A 14,693-nucleotide genomic window follows, 5' to 3' on the forward strand; every position below is an offset into this window, starting at 1 on the left:
CGGCCGGCACCGTCGCCCTATGTTCATCCCGCCCGTCGATGATCGGCGACATCCGCAAGTCCGACATTCGCAAGCCCGACATTCGCAAGCCAAGGAGCACCTGATGACCGCGACCACGCTCTTCACCGGCACCGCCACCGCCAAGGGCGGCCGCCACGGCCATTCCGCCACCAGCGACGGCTCGGTGTCCGTCGATCTCGGCATGCCGAAGAATGGCGTGCTGGAGCCGGGCAAGACCACGCCGGAGCACCTGTTCGCCACCGGCTATGCCGCCTGCTTCGGCTCGGCGGTGGAAGCGGTCGGCGGGCAGAAGAAGCTCGACGTCTCCGACGCCTCGGTGACGGTGGCCGCCTCGCTGCAGAAGAGCGACACCGGCTTCAGCCTGGCGGTGAAGCTCACCCTCAAGGCGCCGGCGCTGACCAAGGAGCAGGCGCAGGAAGTGATCGAGGCGGCGCACCAGATGTGCCCCTATTCCAAGGCGACGCGCGGCAATATCCCGGTCGAGCTGGCGGTGGAGTGACGCCGCAGGCGGACGTGTCGGCCCGGTTTCACGCCGGGCCGGTACCCGCCTGTCCCGCCATATCGGCGTCGCCGTTCCCGGGAGCGCGGTTCGGAAGGCGCGAGTTCGGGGACGCCAACCGCAGACGCGGAGTCAGGCGAGCGTCCCGCGCGACGATCCGCCGCTCGGGGTAGGAAGCGTTCGCCCATCGGCAGGCGCGCCCGTCGCACGTCCCGGCAACGCCGCGGGCAAGAGGCTTTCACGAGAAAGGCGGCCCGAAGGCAGGGCTCCCTCGCCGGCCGGCAAGCACCCGCCCCCTTCACGACATTGTCGCCGACGGGCATTCCGGTACGCATCGTCGTCGGCCGGAGCCGACCCACGCCGGTTGCCGCGAGCACGTGCACAAGTAAACGCAGGCGACATCGCGGCCAGCGCGGGTTCCCGGGCAAACGGCCCGGTCAACCACACTGCCGCACGCTGGCCGGCGCAGTTCGACGCGCGCCGCCGAAAGCGGCCTAGGCCGCGTCGCGCCGATGGTCGGGCAGCGCCGCCGGGCCGATCGGGCCCATGGCACCGCCCGGCGCCAGCGGAACGCGCGGCGCGCGCTCCGACATCGCCGCGCGCAGGCTGTCCACCTGCGCATTGGCCCGGCGCGCCTCGCGGCCGGCGCTGCGCGCCGCCCGGCGATAACGGCCCTGCCGCAGCCACACCGCGACCCCGCCCAGCACCACGCCGATGACGAGGCTCGCCAGCACCACCACGAAGAGCGGCAGCTCCGCCGACAAGGCACCGGCAAAGGGATCCAGCACCAGCGTCACCGGATGACGGTTTGCCACCGCCAGCATGATGAGGCCGATGGAGACCGGCAGGATCAGCACGATGGTTAGGATGCGACGCAACAGCACGCCTTCACTCCCGCTTGCTCAGGCCGGCTATTCGAGATCCACGCCGCCGTTCAGGCGCTCGCGCATCTCCTTGCCGGTCTTGAAATAGGGCACGGCCTTGCCGTCGACCGCCACATGCGCGCCGGTGCGCGGGTTGCGCCCGGTGCGCGCCGGGCGCGCCTTTACCGAGAAGGCGCCGAAGCCGCGCAATTCCACCCGGTCACCCCGGGCGAGCGCGCCAACGATCTCGTCGAGGATCGCATTCACGATGTTCTCGACGTCGCGCTGATAGAGATGCGGATTGGCTTCCGCGATACGCTGGACTAGTTCCGACTTGATCATCGACGCCCCGGCCCCTTTTTCGTCTTCGGCTCGTCGTAAATCCGAAAACACTTTATTCTCGAAACTGTTGGCTCCCCCCAAAGCCTAATCGCGAGGGTGCCAGAGGGCCAAGAGACCGTCAAGGCGAGACTGCGCCGCGGCGTCGAAAGCCGGGCCGATCAGCAGGGTCGCGACGTCGTCGAGCCCGAACAGCCCCATGAGCCGCGCGCTGGCCGCCTTGAGCCAGCCGAATTCCTCGCTGGAACGCCCGGTGCGCCACACCCGCACCGGCAGAGTCTCGGCCACGTTGCGCTCGCGCGCCAGATAGGCGCGGGCGGTGCGCTCGTCGCCGAGCTCGTCAACCAGGTTGAGCGGCAGGCCCTGATGCGCGGTGAATACCCGGCCGTCGGCGACGAGGTTCAGCTTGTCGCCGGAGATCGCCCGTCGCTCGGAAACCAGGCCGCGGAACCAGTCATAGCTGTCGGTGACCAGCGACATCACCGCCGCCCGCGCTTCCGGGCTGGTCGGCTCGAAACCGTTCGGCACCGCCTTGAGCGGGCTCGACTTGATGGTCTCGTAGGCGACGCCCACCGTCTTCATCAGGTCGGTGAAGTTCGGGTATTGGAAGATCACCCCGATCGAGCCGACCATGGCGTTGCGCGGCGCCACGATATGGTCGGCGCCCATGGCGGCGATATAGGCGCCGGAGGCAGCCATGCCGTCGACCACCGCCACCACCGGCAGCTTGCCGGCGAGGCGGCGCAGCCCGTCATAAAGCTGTTGCGAGCCGACCACGGTGCCGCCGGGGCTGTCGATGGCGATGATCACCGCGCGGGCGCCGGAGCGGGCGATGTCGTCGAACATCTCCAGCCGCTCGCGGTCGTTACGGATGATGCCGCCAATGCTCACCCGCGCCACATGCGGCGCCGAGCGCGGGGTGAATCCGCCATCGCTCCACCAAAACGCCGCCAGTGCGGCGCCGGCGGCGAGCACCAAGAGCACCGCCACCCGCCAGAAGGTGAGCTTGCGACGCAGCCGCCGGCGCTCGATCAGGGAATCGACGTCCATCGCAGTGCCGAGCATCGGTTCCGGGCCGCTCCGTCATGAAAATGCGCCTCTGACGTAGGGCTCAAGTTCGGCGCGCGCAAGGCAGCAGGCAGAAACGCGACAGGAGGCTGCGTTCAGCCGCCGTGCTTCTCCAGGAACGCCTCGACCGCCAGCGTGCGGAAATCCTCCAGCGCGGCATGCAGCCGCGTGTGCCCCCAGTGCCACCAGCCGAGCGCCTGCAGCCGGTCGCCGATCCCGGCGGCGAAGCGGGCACGGATCGGCCGCGCCGGATTGCCGCCGACGATGGTGTAGGGCGGCACGTCCTTGGTGACCACCGCGCCGGCCGCCACCACCGCGCCGTCGCCTATGCTTCGGCCGGGCAGCACGATGGCGCCGTGGCCGATCCAGACATCGTGGCCGATCGTCACCCATTGCGCCCGGCGGCGATCGAAGAAGCTTTCCTCATTCGCCGCGCCGTCGAAATAGTCGCCGGCGCGATAGGTGAAATGCGACTGGCTGGCCCGCTCCATCGGGTGGTTGCCGGGATTGATGCGGGTCATCGCGGCGATGGAGGTGAACTTGCCGATGGTGGCGTAGGCGATGTCGCTGTCGTTCACCACATAGGAATAGTCGCCGAGCTCGACCTCGACGAGCCGGGTGCGCTCGCCGATTTCGGTGTAGCGGCCGAGCCGCGAGGCGTGCAGCTCGGCGGTGGCGTCGACGAGAGGCGCCGGTCCCAGTTTGGTCACGCCTCAGCTCCCGAAGGCATAGCGTTCGATCAGCCGGAAGCGCTCGCCGCCATCCGGCCGCCCGTCCTGGCGGTACAGCGCGATGCCGCCGACGATCAGCGGCCCGTCGGCGCCGCTCTGCGCGAAGAGCTGGGCCAGCTCCTCCTCGGCGGCGACGCGGTCGGCGTCGTCGAGCGGGCCGGTCAGCGTCATGTGGAAGCGGAAATCGTCGAGCACATAGGGATAGCCCCAGCGCCCGAGATAGTCCTTCTGCCGCTCGGTCAGCGGCGCGCGCAGCCGGCGCTCGCGCTCCGCCTCGGTCATCGGGGCGCGGAAATCGTCGAAGGCCGCCACCGCGCCGGCGGCGAGCCGGTTCAGCGCCGAGCAGGTCGACACCGTCTTCAGCGCGAAGAAGCGGCCGATCGAGGCCAGCATCACCCCGGCGCAGGCGAAGCTCGCCCGGTCGGCGGCGAAGCGGGCGCACACCGCGCGCAGGCCCGCCTCGTCCTTGTCGGGCGCGAGGCGGAACGGCGCCTTCAGCGTGCCGTGGAAACCATAGCGGCGCGGCTCGGCGGTGAGGTCCCGCCAACGCTCCGGCGTGAAGCGCGACAGCGCCGGCAGCGGCGCCTCCCGCCCGGTCTCGGCGTCATAGCCGATCACCGAGGAGCCGAAGCGCCAGAGCGGGCTCTTGGCCGGCGGGGCGAAATAGATGGCGTAGCGCGGGTCGCTCGGCCGGGTCTCCGACCGGCGGGGCTCCGCCGGCTCGACGGCCAGGGTGTCGATGCGCCCGGCATCGGCCGGCCGGATATCATTCAGTATCGTCGTCATGCGTCCTCCCGAGAACAGCTTCGCCTGCGCGAAGTCCCGTCGTTCAGAAGATGCGCCGGCCGGCGAGGAACACTTCCCTCACCACCGGCGTGTCGTCGATCACGTCGAAGATCATCAGGTCGGCCCGCAGGCCCGGCTCCAGCCGGCCGCGGTCGGCGAGCCCGGCCAGCGCCGCCGGCCGGGAGGAGACCAGCGCCAGCGCCGCCGGCAGCGTCAGGCCGGGGTCGCGGGTCAGCGCCAGCGCGGCCTGCAGCAGGCTCGCCGGCACATAGTCGGAGGCGAGCGCGTCGATCAGCCCCTCGGCCGCCAGCGCCCGCATCGACACGCCGCCGGAATGCGAGCCGCCACGCACCGCGTTCGGCGCGCCGCCGATGGTGGCGAGCCCGGCCGCCCGCGCCGCCTGCGCGGCTTCCGGCGTGGTGGGGAATTCGGAGATGGTGCAGCCGGCCGCCTTGGCGTCGGCGACATGTTCCGGCGTGGTGTCGTCATGGCTGGCCAGCACGATGCCGGAACCGGCGAACAGATCGACCATGCGGGCGAAATTGCCCGGCACCGCCGCCCGGCCGCGCGCGGCGCGCTCGCCCAGTTCGCGATCCATCTCCTCGGCGGTCTTGCCGATGCCGGAGAGATAGGTCTTCAGGTGCTCGACATTGCGCCATTGCCGCGCGCCGGGCGTGTGGTCCATCAGCGAGGCCAGCGACAGGCTCGGCCGCCCCTCGGCCTGCGCCACCAGCGCCTCCAGCGTCGGGTCGGTGAGTTCGCAGCGCAGATGCAGCCGGTGCTCGACGCGGAACATGCCGCGCGCCATCCCCTCGTCGACGGCGTCGAGCATCACCGTGTACAGCGCCCGGCGGTCGGCCTTGGACTGGTCGAAGCCGCCGGCGCAGATGGCGTCGAACACGGTGGTGACGCCGGAGCCGGCCATCTGCGCGTCATGCGCCAGCGCGGCGGCGCGGGCGTCCGGCCAGATCACCTTCGGGCGCGGCACGAAATGGCCCTCCAGCGCGTCGGTGTGCAGGTCGATCAGGCCGGGCGCCAGATAGGCGCCGGCGAGGTCGACCGCCTGCGGCAGGTGCGAGCGGCCCTCGTCGACGGCGCGGATGTCGCCGCCCTCGACGACCAGCGTGCCCTCGACGACGGCCTCGTCGAGAACGAGTCGGGCATTGGTGAGAATCGTTTCCATGGGCCGCGCGTCTCGCATGTTGCCGTGACCATTCGATGAACCCGCGCGAAACGCTTTTCACGCAAGCACTGCGTCGTCTGCACTGCGTCGTCCGCTCTCACCCTCCCGCGCCGCGCGTCACACCGCCTCGGCGTCGCCGTCGGAGCGCGGGTCGTGCGTGCCCTCGACCTGCCCCTTCGGATGCAGCACCACCGCCCCGGCATGGCCCATCGTGTCGCTGAAATCCTCCGGCAGCGCGCTCAGCTCGTGGCCGGCGCGCAAAAGGTCGTCGGCGACGCGCGAATCGAACGCGCCCTCGACCCGGAGCCCGATGGTGTCGTCGCCCCAGGTGCGGCCGAGCAGCCAGCGCGGCCGTGCCACCGCCTGGCCGAGCGGCACGCCGAACATACCGTAGCGGCTCATCACCGCCGCATTGGTCTGCGGCTGGCCTTCGCCGCCCATCGAGCCGAAGGCGACGAACCGCCCGTCCGGCAGCTCGGCCATGCAGGGGTTCAGCGTGTGGAACGGCCGGCGGCCCGGCTCCAGCGGGTTCGCCGCCTTGGGGTCGAGCGAGAAGGAGGCGCCGCGATTCTGCAGGAGAATCCCGGTCGAGGGCGACACCAGCCCCGAGCCGAACTCCCAGTAGATCGACTGGATGTAGGACACCGAGATGCCGCTCTTGTCGGTCGCGCCCAGCCACACCGTGTCGCCGCGCGCCGCCTTTTGCGGCCACGGCGCGGCGCGGCGCCTATCGATCGCCGCCGCCTCGCGCTCCAGCGCCGCCGCCGTGAGGAAGGACGCCAGGGCGACGGTCAGCCGGTCATGGTCGGTCACCACGCGGTCGCGCACCAGGAAGGCGCGCTTGGTCGCCTCGACGAGACCGTGAATATGGGCGAAGCCTTCCGGCTCGGCGACGCCGAGCTGGTCGAACACGCCGAGGATCATCAGGCTGGCCAGTCCCTGCGTCGGCGGCGGCGAGCCCCACAGCTTCATGCCGCGCAGCGTCGCGGCAAGCGGTTTGCGCTCCATCGCGCGATAGGATTCGAGGTCGGCGCGCGTCACCGGCGAGCCGGCGCGCTCCAGATCGGCGGCGAGCTCGCGCCCGACATCGCCGCGGTAATAATCGGCGAGCCCGGCGCCGGCTAGCTGCTCCAGCGTGTCGGCGAGCCGCACGACGCGCTGCGTCGTCCCCTCGGCAGGCGGCTTGCCACCATCCTTGCCTCCATCGGCGAGATAGGCCTTCGCGAAGCCCGGCACGTCCTTCAGCTCGGCGAGCTTCTCGGCCGTCAGCCGTTCCTGCGAGGCCGAGACCGGATAGCCGGCGCGGGCATGGTGGATGGCGTCCTCCAGCAGCCGCTTCAGCGGCATGCGGCCGCCGAGCCCCTTCGCCATCTCCATGGCCAGCATCCAGCCGCCGATCTGGCCGGGCACGGTGAGCGCGGCGAGCGGGCCGCGCGTCGGCACGGCGTCGTAGCCGGCGTCGCGGTAGAAGGCGCGCGTCGCCCCGGCACCCGCATAGCCGGCGGCCTCGATATAGGCGACCCGGCCGGACGGGCCGCGGATCAGCCAGAAGCCGTCGCCGCCCAATTGGTTCATGTGCGGATAGACCACGGCGATGGTGGCAGCAGCGGCCAGCATCGCCTCCACGGCGTTGCCGCCCTCCTCCAGCACGGCGCGGCCGGCGAGCGCGGCGAGGCGGTGCGGCGCCGCGATCACCCCGCGCCCGCCGTGGCGGCTCTCATGTGCGGCGAAGCGGTCCATCTGCTGCCCTCCCGAATTCACGCCGCGAATCACGCTCCCGTGGGGCGACTTGACCCGCGCGCCCGGGCATAGCAGGTTGCGCGCCGCCGATTAAGGCAAGAAGACGCAGCTAAGACAGAGCTAGACAGGACTGGGAAGACTGATGAGCACGGGCCGTCGCATCCGCTGGGACCATGTCAGCACGGTGGTGAGCGCCGCCATTCTGCTGGGCGCGGAACTGATCGGCGCCGGCCTCGCCGCCGGCTGGGCGGTCGCCGCCCTGTTCAATGCCGGCTGGGTGACGGAGCTGATCTTCGAGGGCGTCTTCGGCCTGCTCGCCATCTACGGCATCTACCGCTTCATCGTGAAGGCCAAGAGCGTCGAGCCCTTCGTCGAGGGCTGAATTCCGGCCGGCCCCGCTTCCGCCGGGGCTCGGGGATCACGCCCCGCCTTCCATCAGCGCCTTCAGCCGCGCGAGATCGCGCCGCACCCAGTCGGCATCGGCGGCGAATTCCGCCGCGTCCATGCCGTCCCGCTGGTAAAGCGTGAAGATCACCTCGCAGCCGTCGCCATTGGCGACCACCCGCATCGGATTGTGCATCGGCGCGCCCCGCTCGGGAATCAGCGTGTGGTCGAGCACGCCATACGCGTTCGGCGGCGTGAAGCGCACCCGCATCGGCCCGAGCGGCGCCTCCACCTGCCAATCGGCGCCGCCCAGCGGCACCATCCCCGCGCCGAGACCTTCCGCCCACAGCGCGAAGTTCGCCGGCTCCGAAAGAAAGCCGCGCACCTCTTCATAGGGGCGCGCAATGCCGACGCCGATATGCAGGGCGGGCCGAGGCGACATGGCCGTCCTCCGGATGCGGATCCGAACGGAACCGGAACACATCCGCCTCCGCCTGGCAAGGCCGCACGCGTGGAAGGCGACGCTTCGTTTCGCAACGAATTGAAACCGCTCGGCTTTCGCGCCGCAGGCGGGCGCGCCGGCAAAAATCTGCAAAACCCGCTTGCATGTGACGGCGAATGTCCCTACATCACGCCTCGCCCAATATTCGCACGTGCCTGTGGTCGCGTGCCGATCGGCGGAAGTCCGGACAAGAGGCCGGAAAGTCGCCAGTCAGATCGGTAGCCGGAGGCGAAACCGGCGCACTCAGCTCTCAGCTGGGAACGTGACTTGAAGCAACGACGTAGCGGGCTTTTTTGGTCTCTGTCGGCCCTCCAAAGGTCGGGAAACTGAAGAGGCACTACTTCTTGCCGGGCGTGCGGTCGGGTCTCCCGTACCAAGCGAAGGCATCGGCCGAACGAGAGCGCTCTCCACATGCGCTCGCGAACGTGTCCGTGCCACGGCTCCATTTCATCCGGCCAAACGGCAAAAACCGTGCGGCCGGCGAACGGAGGCGCATTCTCGCCACCGACGCGGCTCAATGACGCCGCGCGGGCGAGGGATCGTCTCCATGGGTCGAAGCTTCGGGTCACTGGGAGAGCGCCATGACCGACCGTATTCGCGAGTTCCTCCGCAACCGACGTGAGGAAGGTCCCTGCGTCGTCGTCGATCTCGACGTCGTGCGCGCCAATTATGGCGCCTTCGCCCGCGCGCTGCCGGATACCCGCGTCTTCTACGCGGTGAAGGCCAACCCGGCGCCGGAAGTCCTCGGCCTGCTCGCCGAGCTGGGCTCCTGCTTCGATTGCGCCTCGGTCGCCGAGATCCAGATGGCGCTCGCCGCCGGCGCCACGCCGGACCGCATCTCCTATGGCAACACCATCAAGAAGGAGCGCGACATCGCCCGCGCCTTCGAGCTGGGCGTGCGCCTGTTCTCGGTCGACTGCCAGGCCGAGGTGGAGAAGGTCGCCCGCGTCGCCGCCGGTTCCAAGGTGTTCTGCCGCATCCTGTGCGACGGCGCCGGCGCCGAATGGCCGCTGTCGCGCAAGTTCGGCTGCGAGCCGGAAATGGCCGTCGACGTGCTCGAGCACGCCCATCGCCTCGGGCTGGAGGCGCATGGCGTCTCCTTCCATGTCGGCTCGCAGCAGAAGAACGTCGAAGCGTGGGACGCCGCTCTCGCCTCCGCCTCGTCGATCTTCGCCGAATGCGCCGAGCGTGGCTTCACCCTGTCGCTGGTCAATCTCGGCGGTGGTTTCCCGACTAAGTACCTGCAGGACGTCCCGGCCGCCGAGGCGTATGGCGAGGCGATCTTCTGCGCCCTGTCGCGTCACTTCGGCAACGCCATCCCGCAGACCATCATCGAGCCGGGTCGCGGCATGGTCGGCGCCGCCGGCCTGATCGAGGCCGAGGTGGTGCTGATCTCGAAGAAGTCCGAGACCGACACCATGCGCTGGGTCTATCTCGACATCGGCAAGTTCGGCGGCCTCGCCGAGACGATGGACGAGGCGATCCGCTACCCGATCCGCACCGAGCGGGACGGCGACGCGACCGAGCCCTGCGTGCTGGCCGGCCCGACCTGCGATTCGGCTGATGTGCTCTACGAGAAGACCCCGATCGAGCTGCCGATCTCGCTCGCCATCGGCGACAAGGTGCTGATCGAGGCCACCGGCGCCTACACCACCACCTATTCGGCGGTGGCGTTCAACGGCTTCGATCCGCTGCGCTCCTACGTGATCTGAGGCGGCGCGAGCCGGCTCAGAAAGCGCTCCCCGCGGCCGGCTCGTCCGGTCGCGACGTCTGCCGCGCCGGCCGCAATCGGTCGCGGCGACGGGAGCGTCCCGGATCCCCATCCGGGCCTCGTGTCGGGCGGAACCAAGCCGCCGCAGCGGAACAACCCCGCCGCACCGGACTTTCACAATTCCTTTTCACCTCTTTGCCCGGGAGAACCGGGTGTTGGAGGCCGTCAATGGAACGTGCCGTCACCGAGTTCACCGCCGCCGCCGCTGTCACCGCCCCGGTCGATTTCACCGGTCCCGCGCCCGCGATCTCGCTGGAGCGCCCGGCCGATATCGCCCAGCGCGAGGCGCTGCTCGACCTGGCGTTCGGCCGCGCCGCCCGCTTCGGCAAGACCTCGGAGCGCCTGCGCGAGGGTCGCAAGCCGGCGGACGGCCTCGCCTTCGCCGCCCATGGCGCCGACGGCCGGGTGGTCGGCACGCTGCGCCTGTGGCACGTCACGGCCGGCCCGTCGCGTCCCGCGCTGCTGCTCGGCCCGCTGGCGGTGCATCCGTGGTTCCGCGACCGTGGCCTCGGCAAGGCGATGATGGTCACCGCGATCTGCGAGGCGACCCGTCTCGGCCACGGCGCCATCCTCCTGGTCGGCGACGCGCCCTACTATGCCCGCTTCGGTTTCGAGGTGGCGCTCACCGAGGGACTGTGGCTGCCCGGCGCCTTCGAGCGTTCGCGCTTCCTCGGCCTCGAACTGAAGTCCGGCGCGCTGAAGGGCGCGCGCGGCCTGGTCAGCCCGACCGGCGAATTCCTCGCCGCCCCCAGCCTCAGCGAGCTGATTGCCCGCGAATCCGTGCCCGCCGAGATGAAACGTTCGGCCTGAGGCATGAGCGCCTTCCCCTCGGGCTAAGGTCCCGGCCGGCAGGGAGGCGTTTTCGGTTCGACGGGTTAAGCATGTCCCGCCGGCCGGCCCTGTGGTGTTGCCACGCGGCCGGTCCCGTGCGTGACATGTTCCGGCGCCGCCCCGGTGCGGAGACCGCCTGCCTGCGGTCCCCCGGGGCGGCGTCCGCCTTCCCCCTCGTCGCGATGTCATGCGCGCGTCGTCAAAGGCGCGGCAGGCTCGCTTGTCCCGTGCGGCGCCGCTATTGACGCCGCCCCCCCGCCCCACCATGGTGCCCCGCACCTGCAAAGTATTGAGGCAACCAAAGGAGTTCCCCTGAGAATGTCGGTCTGGCCGGTCTATGGAAAAATCGACGGTCCCATCGTGATGATCGGCTTCGGCTCGATCGGGCGTGGTACCCTGCCGCTGCTGGAGCGGCATTTCGACTTCGACAAGGACCGTCTCACCGTCATCGATCCCAAGGACGACAACCGCCATCTGCTCGACGAGCGTGGCATCACCTTCGTCCAGCAGTCGATCACCCGGGAGAACTACCGCGACGTCCTCGTGCCGCTGCTCAGCACCGGCGGGCGCGGCTTCGTCATCAACCTGTCGGTCGACACCGGCTCGGTCGACATCATGACGCTCGCCCGCGAGCTGGGCGCGCTCTACATCGACACCGTGGTGGAGCCGTGGCTCGGCTTCTATTTCGACAAGGACGCCACCCCGGCGAGCCGCTCCAACTACGCGCTGCGCGAGAGCATGCTGAAGGCCAAGCGCGCCAATCCGGGCGGGCCGACCGCGGTCTCCTGCTGCGGCGCCAATCCCGGCATGGTGTCGTGGTTCGTCAAGCAGGCGCTGGTCGACATCGCCACCGACACCGGCATCGCCTTCGAGGAGCCGACCTCGCGCGAGGGCTGGGCGGCGCTCGCCCAGACGCTCGGCGTCAAGGGCATCCACATCGCCGAGCGCGACACCCAGCGCGCCGCCGATCCCCGCCCCTTCGGCCATTTCATCAACACCTGGTCGGTGGAGGGCTTCGTCTCCGAGGGCCTGCAGCCGGCCGAGCTCGGCTGGGGCACGCATGAGAAGTGGCAGCCGGAGACCGCCCGCTCGCACAATCAGGGCTCCGGCGCGGCGATCTACCTGATGCAGGCCGGCGCCGCCACCAAGGTGCGCACCTGGTGCCCCTCGCTGGGCGCCCAGCATGGCTTCCTGGTGACGCATAACGAGTCGATCTCGATCGCCGACTATCTCACGGTGCGCGAGGGCGCGGGCGTCACCTACCGCCCGACCTGCCACTACGCCTATCACCCCTGCAACGACGCGGTGCTGTCGTGGCACGAGATGCTCGGCAATGAGGGCAAGTTCCAGGACGAGTGGACCATCCTCAGCGAGCACGAGATCGTCGACGGCCGCGACGAGCTCGGCGTGCTGCTGTTCGGCCATGCCAGGAACGCCTACTGGTACGGCTCCCAGCTCACCATCGAGGAAGCCCGCGACCTCGCGCCCTACCAGACCGCCACCGGCCTGCAGGTGACCTCCGCCGTGCTCGCCGGCATGGTGTGGGCGATGGAGAACCCGGACGCCGGCATCGTCGAGACCGACGAGATGGACTACAGGCGCTGCCTGGAAATCCAGCGGCCCTATCTCGGCACCTTGAAGGGCTACTACACCGACTGGACGCCGCTCGACGGCCGCCCCGGCCTGTTCCCCGAGGACATCGACGCCAGCGATCCCTGGCAGTTCCGCAACATCCTGGTGCGGTGAGGGTTTTCCGCACGGGCGAGGAATGAGGAAATGGCCGGGCCGCGTCCCGGCCATTTTCGTTCGGCAGGGCGTCCGCGCCCGGCTGGCATCCGCCCGCCGCGTACATAAGTAAGGCTCCGATATCCCGTCCCGAACCGGAGCCTCACGTGACCGATCTCTCGGCCTTCCCGATCACCGCCCGCTGGCCCGCCAAGCACCCCGACCGCCTCCAGCTCTACTCGCTGCCCACCCCCAACGGGGTGAAGGTGTCGATCATGCTGGAAGAAACCGGCCTGCCCTATGAGGCGCACACCATCAATATCGGCAAGGACGAGAGCTGGACGCCCGAGTTCCTGTCGCTCAACCCCAATGGCAAGATCCCGGCGATCCTCGATCCCAACGGTCCCGGCGGCCAGCCGCTGGCGCTGTTCGAATCCGGCGCCATCCTGCTCTATCTCGCCGAGAAGACCGGCAAGTTCCTCCCCACCGATGCCGCCGGCCGCTACGAGGCCGTCCAGTGGGTGATGTGGCAGATGGGCGGGCTCGGGCCGATGTTCGGCCAGCTCGGCTTCTTCCATAAGTTCGCCGGCGCCGCCTATGAGGACAAGCGCCCGCGCGAGCGCTACGCCAAGGAGAGCGCCCGGCTCATCCGCGTGCTGGAGACCCGGCTCGAGGGCCGCGACTGGATCATGGGCGACGACTACACCATCGCCGACATCGCCTCGCTCGGCTGGGTGCGCAACCTCATCGGCTTCTACGGTGCCGGCGAGCTGGTCGCCTATGACGAACTGAAGAACGTGCCGGCCTGGCTGGAGCGCGGCCTCGCCCGCCCGGCGGTGCAGCGCGGGCTGGAGATCCCGCCGCGCCCGTGACGCCGCCAGCCGATCCGGTGCCCCGCGCCCGGATGTGACACGCCGCCACGCCGGCCCCGGCGTGGTGGCAGCCCCGCTCATTTCACCTATAAGCGGGCGGGAGCGACAACGACCCGCCCAGGATCTGCCCAACACTCGACAAGGACCCGCAAGGACGCCTGATGAACCAGACCGTGACGCCGCCGGGCACCGCCAGCGCGCAGCTGCCCAAGGACCATCCGCCGGTGAAATCCGGCAAGATCGGCGTGCTCATCGTCAATCTTGGCACGCCGGATGGTACCGATTACTGGTCGATGCGGCGCTATCTCGGCGAGTTCCTCTCCGATCCGCGCGTCATCGAGGTGAACCGCGTCTTGTGGTGGTTCCTGCTCAACGTGATCATCCTGTCGAAGCGCCCGCAGGCCAAGGGCAAGGATTACGAGACGGTCTGGAACAAGGAGCGCAACGAGGGCCCGCTGCGCACCATCACCCGCGCGCAGTCGGACAAGCTCAGCGAGCGGCTCGCGGCCAAGGATGCGCGCCTCGTCTTCGACTGGGCGATGCGCTACGGCAACCCGTCCATCGCCTCCCGTATCGAGGCGCTGAAGGACCGGGGCTGCGACCGCATCCTCCTGGTGCCGCTCTATCCGCAATATGCCGCGGCAACCTCCGCCACCGTATGCGACGCCGCCTTCGACGCGCTGAAGAAGATGCGCTGGCAGCCGGTGCTGCGTGTCGCCCCGCCCTGGCCGGACGAGCCGGTCTATATCGAGGCGCTGGCCAATTCGATCACCTCGTCGCTCGCCTCGCTCGACTGGGAACCGGAGCTGGTGCTCGCCTCCTTCCACGGCATCCCGAAGGAATATTTCGAGAAGGGCGACCCGTATCACTGCTATTGCTACCAGACCGCCCGGCTGGTGCGCGAGAAGCTCGGCTGGCCGGAGGAGAAGCTGAAGCTCACCTTCCAGTCCCGCTTCGGCAAGGCGGAATGGTTGCAGCCCTACACCGACAAGACGGTCGAGGCGCTGGCGAAATCCGGCGTGAAGCGGCTCGCGGTGATCACCCCCGGCTTCGTCGCCGATTGCCTGGAGACGCTGGAGGAGATCGCCGGCGAGAATGCCGAGATCTTCCACCATAATGGCGGCGAGCAATTCCACTTCATCCCGTGCCTGAACGATTCAGAGCCGGGCCTTGACGTGCTGGAGGCGGTGATCCGCCGCGAGCTCGCCGGCTGGGTGGACCTGGGGTGAAGGCCGAATTCCGGCGGCCGGGATTCCCCGATCCACGTCACCGCGGCCGGAGCGTAGCGACGAGCCGGAATCGTCCGCGGAGCGCCGGCGGATTCCGGATCGACCTTTCGGTCGTCCGCGCTGACGAGCCGGCTTCCGGTCATTCGAGA

The 14,693-nt window shown here is 69.6% G+C and carries 15 protein-coding genes; 7 read left to right on the forward strand and 8 right to left on the reverse strand.

Annotation, left to right across the window (positions count from 1 at the left end; all coding sequences use genetic code 11):
• Positions 1-103 precede the first annotated feature (103 nt).
• Positions 104-520 (forward strand): Ohr family peroxiredoxin, encoded by a 417-nt coding sequence (locus KHC28_RS08225; RefSeq protein WP_214007853.1) that lies wholly within the window; start codon positions 104-106, stop codon positions 518-520.
• Positions 521-1,014: 494 nt separating this feature from the next.
• Here KHC28_RS08225 and KHC28_RS08230 read toward each other — a convergent pair whose 3' ends face one another.
• From KHC28_RS08230 to KHC28_RS08260, 7 genes are all read right to left on the reverse strand, one after another.
• On the reverse strand, positions 1,015-1,404 hold the full coding sequence (locus tag KHC28_RS08230; protein ID WP_312893133.1) for a lipopolysaccharide assembly protein LapA domain-containing protein: 390 nt from the start codon (positions 1,402-1,404) through the stop codon (positions 1,015-1,017).
• 27 nt (positions 1,405-1,431) lie between these two features.
• Positions 1,432-1,725 (reverse strand): integration host factor subunit beta, encoded by a 294-nt coding sequence (gene ihfB, locus KHC28_RS08235; RefSeq protein ID WP_213353364.1) that lies wholly within the window; start codon positions 1,723-1,725, stop codon positions 1,432-1,434.
• 84 nt (positions 1,726-1,809) lie between these two features.
• A complete protein-coding gene (gene sppA, locus KHC28_RS08240) occupies positions 1,810-2,772 on the reverse strand; it encodes a signal peptide peptidase SppA (protein WP_246564514.1) in 963 nt (320 codons plus the stop codon).
• 113 nt (positions 2,773-2,885) lie between these two features.
• On the reverse strand, positions 2,886-3,500 hold the full coding sequence (locus KHC28_RS08245) for a DapH/DapD/GlmU-related protein (protein ID WP_214007855.1): 615 nt from the start codon (positions 3,498-3,500) through the stop codon (positions 2,886-2,888).
• 3 nt (positions 3,501-3,503) lie between these two features.
• Positions 3,504-4,307, reverse strand: coding sequence for a DUF1045 domain-containing protein (locus tag KHC28_RS08250; RefSeq protein ID WP_214007856.1), 804 nt, complete (start codon positions 4,305-4,307; stop codon positions 3,504-3,506).
• Between the two features lie 43 nt (positions 4,308-4,350).
• Positions 4,351-5,490: an alpha-D-ribose 1-methylphosphonate 5-triphosphate diphosphatase gene (locus KHC28_RS08255; protein ID WP_214007857.1), complete on the reverse strand. Its 1,140-nt coding sequence runs from the start codon at positions 5,488-5,490 to the stop codon at positions 4,351-4,353.
• Positions 5,491-5,607: 117 nt separating this feature from the next.
• A complete protein-coding gene (locus tag KHC28_RS08260) occupies positions 5,608-7,230 on the reverse strand; it encodes a gamma-glutamyltransferase family protein (RefSeq protein WP_214007858.1) in 1,623 nt (540 codons plus the stop codon).
• A gap of 142 nt (positions 7,231-7,372) precedes the next feature.
• Between KHC28_RS08260 and KHC28_RS08265 the strand changes: the two genes are divergently transcribed.
• Complete coding sequence (locus tag KHC28_RS08265) at positions 7,373-7,612, forward strand: hypothetical protein (RefSeq protein WP_214007859.1); 240 nt, start codon at positions 7,373-7,375, stop codon at positions 7,610-7,612.
• 36 nt (positions 7,613-7,648) lie between these two features.
• Here the strand turns inward: KHC28_RS08265 and KHC28_RS08270 are convergent, their stop codons facing one another.
• The gene (locus KHC28_RS08270; RefSeq protein WP_214007860.1) at positions 7,649-8,056 is read right to left on the reverse strand and encodes an SRPBCC family protein; all 408 of its coding nucleotides are present in this window, start codon (positions 8,054-8,056) and stop codon (positions 7,649-7,651) included.
• A gap of 641 nt (positions 8,057-8,697) precedes the next feature.
• Here KHC28_RS08270 and KHC28_RS08275 point away from each other — a divergent pair.
• From KHC28_RS08275 to hemH, 5 genes are all read left to right on the forward strand, one after another.
• A complete protein-coding gene (locus tag KHC28_RS08275) occupies positions 8,698-9,828 on the forward strand; it encodes a type III PLP-dependent enzyme (RefSeq protein ID WP_214007861.1) in 1,131 nt (376 codons plus the stop codon).
• Positions 9,829-10,055: 227 nt separating this feature from the next.
• Positions 10,056-10,697 (forward strand): GNAT family N-acetyltransferase, encoded by a 642-nt coding sequence (locus tag KHC28_RS08280; RefSeq protein WP_214007862.1) that lies wholly within the window; start codon positions 10,056-10,058, stop codon positions 10,695-10,697.
• Between the two features lie 339 nt (positions 10,698-11,036).
• Positions 11,037-12,464, forward strand: a complete 1,428-nt coding sequence (locus tag KHC28_RS08285) for a homospermidine synthase (protein WP_214007863.1) — start codon at positions 11,037-11,039, stop codon at positions 12,462-12,464.
• A gap of 146 nt (positions 12,465-12,610) precedes the next feature.
• On the forward strand, positions 12,611-13,315 hold the full coding sequence (locus KHC28_RS08290) for a glutathione S-transferase N-terminal domain-containing protein (protein ID WP_214007864.1): 705 nt from the start codon (positions 12,611-12,613) through the stop codon (positions 13,313-13,315).
• Between the two features lie 161 nt (positions 13,316-13,476).
• Positions 13,477-14,544 carry a ferrochelatase gene (hemH, locus tag KHC28_RS08295; protein WP_214007865.1) on the forward strand — a complete coding sequence of 356 codons (1,068 nt, stop codon included), beginning with the start codon at positions 13,477-13,479 and terminating at the stop codon, positions 14,542-14,544.
• Positions 14,545-14,693 lie beyond the last annotated feature (149 nt).

It is taken from the genome of Ancylobacter sonchi (assembly GCF_018390695.1).
Taxonomy (GTDB): Bacteria; Pseudomonadota; Alphaproteobacteria; order Rhizobiales; family Xanthobacteraceae; genus Ancylobacter; species Ancylobacter sonchi.